Annotated in this window: 10 protein-coding genes; 4 read left to right on the top strand and 6 right to left on the bottom strand. The window is 68.9% G+C overall.

From position 1 onward, the window contains the following. Positions 1–54 precede the first annotated feature (54 nt). On the top strand, positions 55–987 hold the full coding sequence (locus ACLARN_RS14715; protein WP_409491941.1) for a multiprotein-bridging factor 1 family protein: 933 nt from the start codon (positions 55–57) through the stop codon (positions 985–987). A gap of 83 nt (positions 988–1,070) precedes the next feature. Then, on the top strand, positions 1,071–2,897 hold the full coding sequence (locus tag ACLARN_RS14710) for a proprotein convertase P-domain-containing protein (RefSeq protein ID WP_409491940.1): 1,827 nt from the start codon (positions 1,071–1,073) through the stop codon (positions 2,895–2,897). A 66-nt stretch (positions 2,898–2,963) separates the two neighbouring features. Here the strand turns inward: ACLARN_RS14710 and ACLARN_RS14705 are convergent, their stop codons facing one another. Beyond that, a complete protein-coding gene (locus ACLARN_RS14705; RefSeq protein ID WP_409491939.1) occupies positions 2,964–3,815 on the bottom strand; it encodes a maleylpyruvate isomerase N-terminal domain-containing protein in 852 nt (283 codons plus the stop codon). A gap of 220 nt (positions 3,816–4,035) precedes the next feature. On the opposite strand from ACLARN_RS14705, the gene ACLARN_RS14700 reads away from it, so the two are divergent. After that, complete coding sequence (locus tag ACLARN_RS14700) at positions 4,036–5,484, top strand: DHA2 family efflux MFS transporter permease subunit (RefSeq protein ID WP_409491938.1); 1,449 nt, start codon at positions 4,036–4,038, stop codon at positions 5,482–5,484. Between the two features lie 5 nt (positions 5,485–5,489). Here the strand turns inward: ACLARN_RS14700 and ACLARN_RS14695 are convergent, their stop codons facing one another. From ACLARN_RS14695 to ACLARN_RS14675, 5 genes are all read right to left on the bottom strand, one after another. Continuing rightward, positions 5,490–6,617 carry an acyltransferase family protein gene (locus tag ACLARN_RS14695; protein ID WP_409491937.1) on the bottom strand — a complete coding sequence of 376 codons (1,128 nt, stop codon included), beginning with the start codon at positions 6,615–6,617 and terminating at the stop codon, positions 5,490–5,492. Positions 6,618–6,674: 57 nt separating this feature from the next. Continuing rightward, positions 6,675–8,069 carry an ATP-binding protein gene (locus ACLARN_RS14690; RefSeq protein ID WP_409491936.1) on the bottom strand — a complete coding sequence of 465 codons (1,395 nt, stop codon included), beginning with the start codon at positions 8,067–8,069 and terminating at the stop codon, positions 6,675–6,677. Next, complete coding sequence (locus ACLARN_RS14685) at positions 8,062–8,739, bottom strand: response regulator transcription factor (RefSeq protein WP_409491935.1); 678 nt, start codon at positions 8,737–8,739, stop codon at positions 8,062–8,064. The genes ACLARN_RS14690 and ACLARN_RS14685 overlap by 8 nt, the downstream gene beginning before the upstream one ends. A gap of 121 nt (positions 8,740–8,860) precedes the next feature. Next, positions 8,861–10,327 carry an SDR family oxidoreductase gene (locus ACLARN_RS14680; RefSeq protein ID WP_409491934.1) on the bottom strand — a complete coding sequence of 489 codons (1,467 nt, stop codon included), beginning with the start codon at positions 10,325–10,327 and terminating at the stop codon, positions 8,861–8,863. An 11-nt stretch (positions 10,328–10,338) separates the two neighbouring features. Beyond that, positions 10,339–10,812, bottom strand: coding sequence for a MarR family winged helix-turn-helix transcriptional regulator (locus ACLARN_RS14675; protein ID WP_409491933.1), 474 nt, complete (start codon positions 10,810–10,812; stop codon positions 10,339–10,341). A gap of 106 nt (positions 10,813–10,918) precedes the next feature. Between ACLARN_RS14675 and ACLARN_RS14670 the strand changes: the two genes are divergently transcribed. Next, a complete protein-coding gene (locus ACLARN_RS14670) occupies positions 10,919–12,961 on the top strand; it encodes an MMPL family transporter (protein ID WP_409491932.1) in 2,043 nt (680 codons plus the stop codon).

Genomic DNA, 12,961 nt, shown 5'->3' with positions numbered 1-12,961 from the left:
CACGGCCTCGACCGGTTCAATTACCGGCGGTCGGAGATCTATGCTCGTCGCGTGATGTCCGGCCGAGCTGAACCCCGGCCCGAGTTCGAGCGACTGCTCCGCGACGGGCCCTTCGCCGACGCGCTGCGCGAGGCGATCCGGGCGCGCGGCCTCAGCCTGGAACGCCTGCGCGACCATCTGCGCGCTCGTGGTGTCTCGATCACCGCGGCGACGCTCAGCTATTGGCAGTCCGGGCGTAGTCGTCCGGAGCGCCGGGATTCGGTGCTCGGACTCCGCCACCTCGAGCAGGTGCTGGAAGTGCCGCCCGGTTGTCTGACCGCGTTGCTCGGCCCGCCGCGCGCTCGCGGCCGATGGCCCGCCCGCGCCGACGGACTACCGGAGATCGGCCGGTTCTGGCCGGACCGGACGCGGATCGACGCGGCCGTCAGCGAGGTCGACACCCGATGGGACGAACGGCTGACGAGGATCAGCCAGCACGACGTCGTCTCCGTCGGACCCGGACAGGAGGAACTCGCGTTCCAGTCGCGGCAGGTGCTGCGCGCCGAGGCCGACGGCCCGGACCGGTGGGTGGTGATCGTCCACATCGACGAGCACGACCGGCCGCTGCCTCAGGTGACTTCGCTGCGCGGCTGCCGTCCCGGCCGGAGCGTGCATCGCCCCGAAGACGGCCTTCTCGTGGTGGAGTTGCTCTTCGAAAGGCCGCTCGTGAAAGGGGAAACTGTCCTCACCGAGCACACACTGGTGAACAGTGCCCCGTTCCCGCGCGCGACGAACTACGAACGCAAATTCCGCCTGCCCGCCCGGGAATACGTACTCGAGATCCGGTTCTCCCCCGGCGTTCTCCCGGCGCGTTGCCGTCGCTATTCCGAACAGGACGGACAACCCGCGGAGTGGACGGAAGTACCACCAGGCGGCGATTCCGTCCATGGCGTCGCCCTGAATTTCGGCCCCGGCCGGTTCGGATTCGAGTGGGACTGGGACTCTTAATTGTTAACGACTCGCGGGTCTACAATTCAGTGAGGTAAGAGAATTACCGTCGGCGCACCTACTTTTCGATTCGAGGAGTGCGCATGCGACGGCACAACGAAGTGCTTTCCTATCTGAGTCTCGTGGCCTTGGCCGCGTTGGGGCTCAGTCCGACGGCTCAGGCCGCTTCACCACCGGCGCCGGTCCACCCCGACGCCGAGGTGAACGGGGTGGCCGCCGCGTTCGGCCTGACCACGTCCGAGGCCAAAGCCCAGCTCGCGGCCCAGGACGAAGCCCACCGGCTCGCCGCGTCGCTCCCCGCCGGGCTGCGCGCCCGCTCGGCCGGGCAGTGGTTCGACGCCGCCGCGGGCAAGCTGACCGTGGCCGTCACGAACGCCGCGGACGCTGACGCGGCCCGGGCCGCCGGAGCCGCGACGAGGCTCGTGGCCCGGAGCAAGGCCGACCTCGACCGGACCGATGACGCCGTCCGCGCACTCGTCGGCGACGGTGTTCCTGGGGTGTTCGGCTGGGGTGTCGACGTCCGGAACAACGAGGTCGGCGTCTCGGTCGACCGTTCGCGCAAGACCGCCGAGACCGACAGTTTCCTTTCGCGAGCCCGGAATCTGGGTGTGCGGATCACCGAAACCGGGTCGTCGCCGCGGCAGCAGGCGGGCCCGATCCAGACCGGGAGCCCGTGGTGGCCGGGAAGTGAGACCTATTGTTCGGTCGGGTTCGGCGCGACCGATTCCTCCGGCGGCAAGCACTTCCTCACCGCCGGGCACTGCACGAACGACCGCGACCAGGCCGCCTATGGCGCGCAGAGCCAGCAGAACCGGATCGGGACGTCGAACGTCGGCGGAACGCGCAGCGTCAACGCCCGCGAAGGCGATATGGGCGTGGTCGCGGTGACGCAGTCCGGCTGGGAACTCTCCGCCGCGGTCAACACCTGGGGCGAGCCCGCCGTCACCATCACCGGTTCGGCAGAGGCCATGGTCGGCGACCGGGTCTGCCACTCCGGCAACACCTCGAAGTGGAAGTGCGGCGAGGTGAAGTACACGCACAAGTCCGTCGACTACGGCGGCGGGCTGATCATCGAGGATCTGACCTGGACCACCGCCTGCTCGCTCGGTGGTGACTCGGGTGGCGGCTGGCTGCTCGGCACCAAGGCGGTCGGGCTGCACGACGGCGGCCCGTCGAAGTGCGTGGAAAACCCGAGCGACGGCGACATGTCCCTCTTCCAGCCGGTGATCGAAGCGCTGAACAAGTGGAACCTCACCCTGGTGACCGGCGGCGGCAACGGGGACACGACGGCGCCGAGCGCGCCCGGCAGCGCGCGGTCCACCGGCACGACGTCGAACAGCGTCTCGCTGGCCTGGGACGCGGCCACGGACAACGTCGGCGTCGCGGGTTACGACGTCTACAACGGCTCGACGCTGGCGACATCCGCGGCGGGGACGAGCGCCACCGTCACCGGTCTCAACCCGGACACCTCCTACGCCTTCACGGTGAAGGCCCGGGACGCGGCGGGGAACGTGTCGCCCGCGAGCGGTGTCGTGTCGGCCAAGACGCAGCCCGGCAACGGCGGCGTCCGTACGCTGAGCAACGACGCCGACTTCCAGATCCGGGACTACCAGCAGGTGTTCAGCCCGGTGACCTCGACACTCACCGGACAGGCCGCGGCATCACTCGGGATCTCGGTGACCATCCGGCACACCTGCGCCGAGGACCTCGGTGTCACACTCTTGGATCCGAAGGGCAAGGCCTACCCACTCAAGTACAGCGGCGGTTCGGCGTGCACGGCTTGGAACGGCGCGCGGACGTTCTCGGCACCCGGCGCTTCGTCCCCGGCCGGCGGGAAGTGGCAGCTGCGGATCACCGACTACGGGCCCGGCGACACGGGAGTGCTCGATACCTGGTCGCTGACGCTTTAGGCCTTCCCCAGTACATGAAGGCCCCCTTCCGTGCGCTAGGCGCAAGCAAGGGGGCCTTCATGTACTTCAAGGCAACCGCACAACGCGCAAGAAAGCGGGAAGCAACCACGGCCTGCGCCCGCTCACCACGATCTTGCGCGTCAGCGCGGAACGCACCTTGCCGACCCGGTGGAACAGCATCAGGTTCAGCGACGCCGGATCGAACGAGATCCGTGCGTCGACAGGCCCGCCGGGCTCCTCGACCGTGACCCGTCCTCGGTGCAGCACCAGCACGACCGGAGACGTGTACGCCGAGCGGAACGCCACGGCGATACGCCTTTCCCGAGGTGGTTCATCGGTGTCGGCAAGGTGCCCGATGCCGTGGGTCACGACGCCGACGAGGAAGAGCTCGAAGAACAACGCCGCGTCACCCGGCGGGATCGTCCATGGCAGTTTCAGTGCCCTGGCGATGTCCCAGCCGTGGATCTGCAGTTCGTTGACCAGATGCGCGAGGACGCCTGCCAGCGGCACCTTCGAGCTACCGAGCCAGTCCAGCAGCGTCGCCGGATCGGCGTCCTCGGTCACTCGCAGCACTTCCTCGATATCAGCGAGCAATCCCGCCACCAGAACGCCGATGTCGCGTTCGGGTAAGCCCTGCAACATCATCTTGTTCAGCACGAAAACCGTGTCCACAGTGGTCTTTTCGAACTGGTCCTGCTCGCGGGCGTCCAGCAGCGGGTCACTCTCCGGCCGCACCAACGACCTGTACATCTTCGCGATCAACGCGACATGGGCGACGGTGTCGGCCACCGTCCACTCCGCGGTGACCATCGCGCCCGGATCCGGAACGCGGGCCACCATTTCCGCGAATCGCGCGCCCGTCACCCGATAGGCTCGCCGTACCGATCGCCATTGATCCGCCGTGATCTCTCTGGTCACAGCGCGATTTTACCGTGTTACGGCCGGAAAATCGTTCGCTCCCGTGCCGTTCCGAAATCCGCTCACAGCGAAGTGACCGTACTCACTACGGAAATCGACGTGACACGCACCGACCGGCCCAGGCAGACTGAACTACAGATCAGTCTCGCCTTCGCTGTCACCGTTGACGGTGGCCGAAGGCGGCCCACGCGGACAGCGCCCTTCCAGGAGCCCCACACAGATGACCGAGACCTTGCCCGAAACCACCCATGACCAGGAAAGGGCACCGGCGCGCGCCGGGCTCCTGATCGGGGTCCTGGTCCTTTCCGCGTTCGTGATGATCCTCAACGAGACCATCCTGAGCGTCGCGCTGCGTGACCTGACCGTCGACCTCCAGGTCCCGACCACCACCGTGCAGTGGCTGACCAGTGGCTTCCTGCTCACGATGGCGGTCGTCATCCCGATCACCGGATTCCTGCTCGAACGGTTCACCCCGCGTCAGGTCTTCCTCGCCTCGCTGACCCTGTTCAGCACCGGCACCCTGGTCAGCGCTCTCGCACCGGGTTTCGCGCTCCTGCTGACCGGCCGGGTCATCCAGGCATGCGGTACGGCGGTCATGCTCCCTCTGCTGATGACGACGGTGATGCGCCTCGTCCCGGTGGAGAAGCGCGGAGCCACGATGGGCACGATCACCATCGTCATCGCGGTCGCCCCCGCCATCGGCCCGACCATCGGCGGGGCCGTGCTCTCGTCGCTGGGCTGGCGCTGGATGTTCTGGATCGTGCTGCCGCTCTCGCTCGCCGCGCTGGTGGTCGGCCTCCTGCAACTGCGGCTGGACAGTGACACCCGCAAGGTGCCACTGGACGTGCTGTCGGTGGTCCTGTCCGCCCTCGGTTTCGGCGGCGTGCTGTACGGCCTGTCGGTGTCCGGTGAGCCGGCGGGCGGGCACCAGCCGGTGCCGCCGTGGCTGCCGATCGTCGTCGGCGCCGTGGCACTCGTGGTGTTCACCTGGCGCCAGTTGCGGTTGCAGAAGGAAGATCGCGCACTGCTGGACCTGCGCCCGTTCACCCACCGCAGTTTCGTCGTCTCGCTGGTGCTGACGGCGCTGCTGTTCATGTGCCTGCTCGGCGCCGCCGCGATCCTGCTTCCGCTGTACCTGCAGACCGTCCTGCACACCAGCACGTTCGTCAGCGGGCTCGCGGTGCTTCCCGGCGGCCTGGTCCTCGGGCTGCTCGGCCGCCCGGTCGGCGCGCTGTACGACCGCTTCGGCCCCCGGCCCCTGGTCATCCCCGGCGCGGCCGCGATGGCGGTCTCGCTGTGGCTGTTCGCCCTGCTCGGCCCGGAGTCACCCCTGGCCGCGGTCATCGCCATCCACGTCCTCCTGATGGGTGGACTCGGCCTGATGATGACGCCGCTGATGACCGAGTCCCTCGGTTCGCTGCCCGAGCACCTCTATTCACACGGCAGCGCGATCCTCGCCACCTTGCAGCAGCTCGCCGGCGCGCTCGGCACCGCCTTGTTCATCGCGGTGGCCACCGCGAGCACCGTGACGGCCGGGGCCGCCAGCCCCGACGCGGCGGGTATCCGCACCACCTTCATGGTCGCCGGCTGCGTCGGTCTGGCCGCGTTCGTCGGTTCCCTGTTCGTCAAGAAGAGCAGCGGTGCTTCCGCGGTGACCGCGCACCACTGACCCGTTCATCGCGCGCCCGCCGTGACCTCCACCGGAGGGACGGCGGGCGCGCGGCGTTCGAGGACCTTCCGGCCGTAGGCGATGGCGGGTTGCTCGACCCACCTGCGCAGCGCGCAGGCGAACAGCAGGGCGACCCCTGTGGTCGCGGCGGCCTTGGCGAAACCGCTGGGCAGCAGCCAGCCCGTCACCCCTGCGGCGCCCGTCTGGGCGAGGTAAAGCGCGTAGGACCGATCACCGACGAAGGCCATCGGCCTGCTTGAGAGCAGCGTCCGGACCGGACCCGGTGAGACGACGGTGACGAGCAGCAGTGCCGAACCCGCCGCGTAGACCGGGACCACGAACTGCCAGTGCCCGCCGAGCGCCTTCGCCAGCGGTCCGACGGAGAACTGCAACACCACGAACCCGCAGCCGATCACCGTGGCGACGGCGGGACTCGTCAGCGGCCGGACCAGGGCGAACCCGCGCGGATGGTGCAGCGCCATCGCCAGCAGGCAGCCGATGACCAGCGAGCAGTAGTGCACCGAGAGACTCGCCCACGTGTGCGACGGTGCCAGTGGCAGCGCGAACAGCACCACGCCGAGGACGGCTGACGCGCCGAACAACAGGCGCAACGCGGTCTTCCCGCTTCGCGCGAACGACGTGAGCACCAGCAGCGCGGGCCAGACCAGGTAGAACTTCTCCTCCACCCCCAGCGACCACGACGTCGGATAGGGCGTATTGAAGTCGACGAGTTCGTTGCCGAAGACGAGGTAGTACGGCATGGCGTCGGCGAGCCTGCTGCTCTGGTACGTCCCGCCGAGGATCACCGCGAGCGTCGTCAGCGCCAGGAGCAGGAAGTACACCGGCATGATCCGGAAGACCCGGCGGACGTAGAACGCCCGCAGCGAGATCCGGCCGGTCCGGCCCTCTTCGCGCAGGGACAGCGTGGTGATCAGGAAACCGGACAGCACGAAGAACAGCTGGACGGCGATCCAGCCCTGCAAACGGTCCATGACGGGACCGCCGTAGTGGAAGAACACGACGGCGACGGCGGCGAGCGCGCGCACGCCGGTGAGACCGGGGAACCAGGACGAGGCCAGGTAATCGGCGTGGCTGTGCGGCTGCCACCAGGAGCGGCGCGAGAGATCGGACATGGCCCGTAGGTTCGGGCCCGGACGCTGAACCGAAGCTTAAGGAAGCTGAAGACGTCTTCAGTTTCGCGTGTCCGCCGACGGCAACCGGACGACGAGGCGGGCGCCCCCTTCGTGATCGGCAACCGCCGCGGTGCCTCCGTGCGCGTGCGCGATGTCGGCGACGATCGCCAGCCCGAGACCGGCGCCACCTTCGTCGCGCGCGCGTCCGTCGTCCAGGCGAACGAACCGGTCGAACACCCGCTCGCGGTCCTCGGCGGGGATCCCCGGCCCGTCGTCGGTGACGGTCAGCACGCAGGTTTCGTCCACTGTGGACAGCGAGACGACGACACCGGTACTCGCATGGCGTTGCGCGTTGTCCACGAGATTGCGGAGCAGCCGCTCCAGCCGCCCCCGGTTCCCGAGTACGACCGGCTCCCCCTGGACGTCCGCCCGCACACCCTGTCGTCCGGAGAGACAGGACTCGACCACTTCGGACAGCCGCACAGGCGTGAGCCGTTCCGGGCCGGAGTTGTCCAATTTGCCGAGCAACACGAGGTCGGCGACGAGGTCCTGCAACCGGGTGATGTCGAGCAACGCGTTCTCGCAGGCGTCGCGCCAGTCCAGCCGGTCCGGATGCGCGAGCAGCACTTCGAGTTGCGTTCGCAGAGAGGCAAGCGGTGTGCGCAGTTCGTGCGACGCGTCCGAGGTGAACCGGCTCTGCCGGGTGACCGCGGTGTCCAAGCGTGCGAGCATCGTGTTCATGGTTTCCGCGAGCTTCGCGATCTCGTCACCACTATCCGGGGCCGGGACGCGGCGGGAGAGGTCGTGCGCGCCGATTTCCGCGACCTCGGACCGGATCGCCTCGACCGGACGCAGCGACCGGCGGACCGCGAGCCACGCGATCACGCCGATCAGCAGGGCGATCACCGGGACTCCCGCCAGCAACGTCACGCGCACCGCATCGAGCGCCGCCTGTCCGGACTCGTCGACGATGGCGGCGCCGTAGACCCGGTACTTACTGTCGCCGCTCACGGTGGCCGCCACGTGCAGCCGGAGTCCGTTCCTCTCTGGATCTTCCCCGAGCGCACTCGTGCAGCCGACGGATTCCCGCCTGGCGAGGTCGACGTCGCCAGGCTTGAGGTTCTGGACACTGTCGCCGTACTCGAAGCCTCCGTCCGGGACGATCGTCCCGGAACGCAGGCCGGGACAAGACGCGACCCGCTCGCCGGTCTGGGTGGTCACCTCGTAGATCGAAGCCTGCACGAGGAGCCGCAGATCGGCCGGAGCGGCGCCGGTGTTCAGCACCTGGACGACCGCGGCCGCGCGTTCCTTCGCCACCTGTGCGGCGCCGTTGCCCAGCCGGTTCTGGGCATCGAGCACCAGCCACGCCGACACGACGCCGAGGGCCAGAAGCGAGGTCACGAAAGACGTCAGCGCGACCCGGAAGCGGGTCGACCGCCCGAACCTAGGCACCGGTGGCCACCACGTGGTATCCGGCGCCGCGGACCGTCCGGATCGTCTCCGCCCCGAACGGCAGGTCGATCTTGCGCCGCAACGCGCTCATGTGGACTTCCACCAGGTTCGCGGTCGCCGACGCCGCGAAGTCCCACAGGTTCTCCAGCAGTTCGGCCTTGGTGACCACCTCGCCCGGCCGCCGCATCAGATACGCGAGCAACGCGAACTCCTTGGTGGTCAACGAGATCTCGGCGGGACCTCGGCGGCAGGTGTGACTCGCCTGGTCGAGTTCGAGGTCGCCGAGCCGCAGGGTGCCCGGCCGGGTCGCTCCCCCGCGCCGGATCAGGGCCCGGAGCCGGGAAAGCAGCACGCCGTAGGAGAACGGTTTCGGCAGGAAATCGTCGGCGCCGGTGTCCAGCGCTTCGATTTCGTCGTCCTCGCCGTCTTTCGCGGTCAGCATCAGGATCGGAGTGGCGTCGCCGCGCTCGCGCAGCCTCCGGCAGACGCGGTAACCGTTGAGACCCGGCAGCATGATGTCGAGGATCATCGCGGAGTACGGGTTCTCTTCGGCGTACCAGAGCGCGTCGCGGCCGTTGTGCGCGACGTCCACGGCGTAGCCTTCGGCGCTCAGCCCTGCCCGCAGTGATTCGGCCAGCCGCCGCTCGTCCTCCACGAGCAAGATCCTCATCCGCTCACGATCCCACACGCCGTCCGGGTGTCGCGAAAGCCACTTTCGCGACGTCTGATGTCCCGAAAGTGGCTTTCGCGACACGGCCACTGGGCACTCTCCGGGCCCTCACTGGCCGAACTCACGAGCCGCCGGCTTCTCCTTGTGCCGCACCGGTGATGTTGCGGACCATGCCGCCGAAGACGACGCCGTGGAACGGCGCGACCCCCTTCCAGTAGGCATGCCCGGCCAGTCCGCGCGGCTCGAACACCGCCCGCTGCCGGTAGATCGTCCCACCGTCCTCATCGGACTCGACGCCGAGTTCGAGCCAGGCGCGCCCCGGCAGTTTCATCTCCGCCCGCAACCGCAGCAGACGCGGCCGGTCGAGGTATTCGACGCGCCACCAGTCCAGCGCCTCACCGAGATGCAGCCGTCGCGGATCCCGGCGGCCGCGCCGCAATCCGACGCCGCCGACGAGCCGGTCGGCCCAGCCGCGGATCGACCACGCCAGCGGGAACGAATACCAGCCGTGTTCCCCGCCGATGGACTCGATGACGTCCCATAGCGCCTCCGGCGTGGCGTCCGTCCGCTGTTCGCGCTTGTCCTCGTAGACGGTCCCGCCCGCCCAGTCCGGATCGCTCGGCAGCGGATCCGACGGCGCGGACCCGGTCGAGGCGTCGGACCAGCGGGTCGGCACGTCGGCGTTGCGGATCCGGGTGAGCGCCAGTTCGACGGCGTGTTCGTAGTGGGTCAGGCCCGCTTCCGGGTCGGGGATGTGCTCGGCGATCGCCTGGTCGTGGCAGACCACCTCGTGCACCAGCGACTCGATCAGTGGCACCGCGATCGACTTCGGTACTGGCGTGACCAGGTTGACCCACTGCGCGGACAACCACGGCGTCAGCACCGACACGGGGACGACGGCTCGCCTCGGGAGACCGGTGACGACGGCGTAGCGGCGCATCATGTCCAAATAGGTCAGGACGTCGGGACCGCCGATGTCGAAGGCGCCGTTCACCTCCGGCGGCAGCCCGGCGGCGTGCACGAGGTAGTGCAGCACGTCCCGGATCGCGATCGGCTGGATGCGGTTGTGCACCCACCGCGGGGTGATCATCGCCGGGAGCCGCTCGGTCAGGTAGCGCAGCATCTCGAAGCTCGCCGAGCCCGAGCCGATGATCACCGCGGCCTGCAAGACGATGGCGGGAACCCCGGAGTCCAGCAGAACCCGGCCCACCTCGGCCCGCGACGCCAGATGCGGCGACAACTCCTCGTCGTCCGGCACGATGCCGCCCAGGTAGACCAGCCGCCGCACGCCCGCCGTCTTCGCGGCCTCGGCGACCGTCCGCGCCGCCTCCCGGTCGATCTCCACGAAATCCTTGCGCGTCAGGGAATGCACGAGGTAGTAGACGACCTCGCCGTCGGTCAGCGCGGCCTCGATCGAGGCCGGGTCGGTGACGTCACCGCGTTCGACCTCGACACGGTCACGCCAGGGCTCTTCGGCGACCTTCTCCGGGGAGCGCGCCACCACGCGGACCTCGTGGCCCGCGTCGAGCAATTGCGGCACCAGCCGTCCACCGACATAACCCGTCGCACCGAGCACCACACATCGCATTCCCCGAGTGTTCACGGTGCCAGCCGTCCGCGCACCTCCACGGTCGCGGCGATGCTGCTGCGGAGGAAGCGCGCGACCGTCCGCCGGTCGTCCTCCCCCAAGTCCCCCCACGCGACGGAGAAGCTCTCGCCGAGCGGCAGGAAGAACTCCGCGCCGATCCGGCGGGCCCGGTCGTGCATCCGCAACTCGACCTTGCGCCGGTCGGTCGCGCTCCGGTCGCGGTAGAGGTGCCCGGCCCGTTCCAGCCGGTCCAGCACCGCCGTCGTCGCCGACGCGCTCAGGTGCAGGGCGCTCGCGAGCCTGCTCGGGCTCATCGGGTCGCCCATCCTGGCCGCGTCCATGATCACCGCGAGCGCGTTGAGGTCGGTCCGGTGCAGGCCGTGCGCCTCACCGAACATCTCGGCGAACCGGTCCGACTCGACGGTCAGCTGCCGCAGCAGGAGGACGAGCACGTCGTCCGTGACCTGTTCGACGTCCTCAGGCATGTCCGGAACCTCCCCGCATGTTGCCCCGTCCGGGTGACCACTCTACTATTTCGATGGTCGAACTATTCACTCGTCGAAGTAGTGTTGTCACGGGAGCCATCCGTCCATGATCTCGGAAGTCGAACGCCCCGCCCGCACGCGGTCACGTCTGCGGTGGCTGCTCCCCGCCCTCGTCGCGGTCGCGTGGCTGATCTTCGGCGGGTTCAGTGGCCCGTACGCAGGCAAACTGAGCCAGGTCACGGAGAACGACAGCAGCAGTTTCCTGCCCGCCTCGGCCGAGGCGACCGAGGTCGGTGAACTCCAGAAGCAGTTCTCCAGTGCCGCCGTCATCCCGGCGATCGTCGTCGCCGAGCGGCCTTCGGGGCTGACCGACGGCGACAAGCGGTTCCTCGCCGACCGGACGTCGAACGCGCGACTCGTGCCCGCACCGGGCAGTGCCGCCGGAGCGCAGGTCGTCGTCCTTCTCGACGCCACGAGCGATCCTGGTGACGGTGTCGAGGCCCTGCGAAACGCGCTCGCCCGCGACACCCCCGCCGGGTTGAAAGTGCTCGTGACCGGCCCCGCCGCGCAGGTCGCCGACCTCAAGGAGGCGTTCGGCGGGATCGACGGGCTGCTGCTCCTGGTCGCGGGCGCCGTGGTCGCGCTCATCCTGATCATCGTCTACCGGAGCCCGCTGCTCCCCCTGCTCGTTCTACTGTCGGCCGTGTTCGCACTGGGAACGGCGAGTCTCGCGGTGTACCTGCTCGCGGACCACGACGTGCTGGCGTTGAACGGGCAGAGCCAGGGAATCCTGTTCATCCTCGTCTTCGGCGCCGCCACCGACTACGCGCTCCTGATGATCTCGCGCTATCGCGAAGAACTCCGGACGACCGACGACGCCCGCACCGCTCTCCGCACAGCCTGGCGCTCGACCATCGAACCGATCGCGGCCTCCGCCGGAACGGTGATCCTCGGTGTCCTCTGCCTGCTGTTCAGCGACCTGAACTCCAACAAGGGACTCGGTCCGGTCGCGGCCATCGGTATCGGCGCCGCCTTCCTGACGACCATCACGTTCCTTCCCGCGGTCCTGGCCCTGTGCGGGCGCAACGCCTTCTGGCCCTTCCGGCCGGCGGTGGCTCAGCTCAGCGAAAAGACCGACGGGCTTTGGGGCCGCGTCGCGGGCTGGATCGCCCGCGCGCCACGCACGATCTGGATCGTCACCACCGTCGTCCTGCTCGCGGGCGGTGCGTTCCTCCCCCAGCTCAAGGCCTCCGGCACCGCGCAGTCCGACGTCTTCCTCACCCCGGTCGATTCCGTGGCGGGTCAGGAAGTTCTGTCACGCTACTTCCCCGGCGGTTCCGGTTCCCCCACGGTGATCATCGCGCCCGCCGGTCAAGCTCAGGCCGTGACCACGCTGGCGCGTGTACCCGGCGTCTCCGACGTCCGCCAGAGCCCCGGCCCGGCAGCCGGAGGACTCGCGAAGATCGACGTGGTGCTGGCCGATCCCCCGGACTCCGACGCGGCTGTCGCCACCGTGGAACGGATTCGCGAGGCCGTGCACACCGTCGACGGCACCAAGGTCGGCGGGCCGACGGCGACGTTGCTCGACACCAGGAAGACGTCCGAACACGACCGCCTGCTGATCATCCCGATCGTCCTGGTCGTGATCTTCCTCGTGCTCGCCCTGCTGCTGCGGTCGCTGCTCGCACCGCTGTTGCTCATCGGCACTGTGGTGCTGTCGTTCGCCGCGACCATGGGCGTCTCGGCGCTGGTGTTCAACCACGTCTTCGACTTCCCCGGCGCCGACCCGGTCGTCCCGCTGTTCGGCTTCGTCTTCCTTGTCGCACTGGGGATCGACTACAACATCTTCCTGATGACCCGGGTCCGCGAAGAGGCAGGCAGGATCGGAACCAGAGACGGAACTCTGCGCGGCCTGCGTGTCACCGGTGGCGTGATCACGTCCGCGGGTGTCGTACTGGCCGCGACCTTCGCCGCCTTGGCCGTCCTGCCCATCCTCTTCCTGGCTCAGCTGGCGTTCATCGTCGCGTTCGGCGTGCTGCTGGACACGCTCCTGGTGCGGTCGCTGCTGGTACCGGCCCTGGCAGTGGACGTCGGCCGGAAGATCTGGTGGCCGTCGAAACTGGCGAAAGCCGACCAGCCCGTAGCCTGA

Source organism: Amycolatopsis sp. cmx-11-12 (assembly GCF_046269425.1).
Classification (GTDB): Bacteria; Actinomycetota; Actinomycetes; order Mycobacteriales; family Pseudonocardiaceae; genus Amycolatopsis.
The sequence above is the reverse complement of the archived record's forward strand: the minus strand, read 5'-3'. Positions and strand labels throughout refer to the sequence as shown.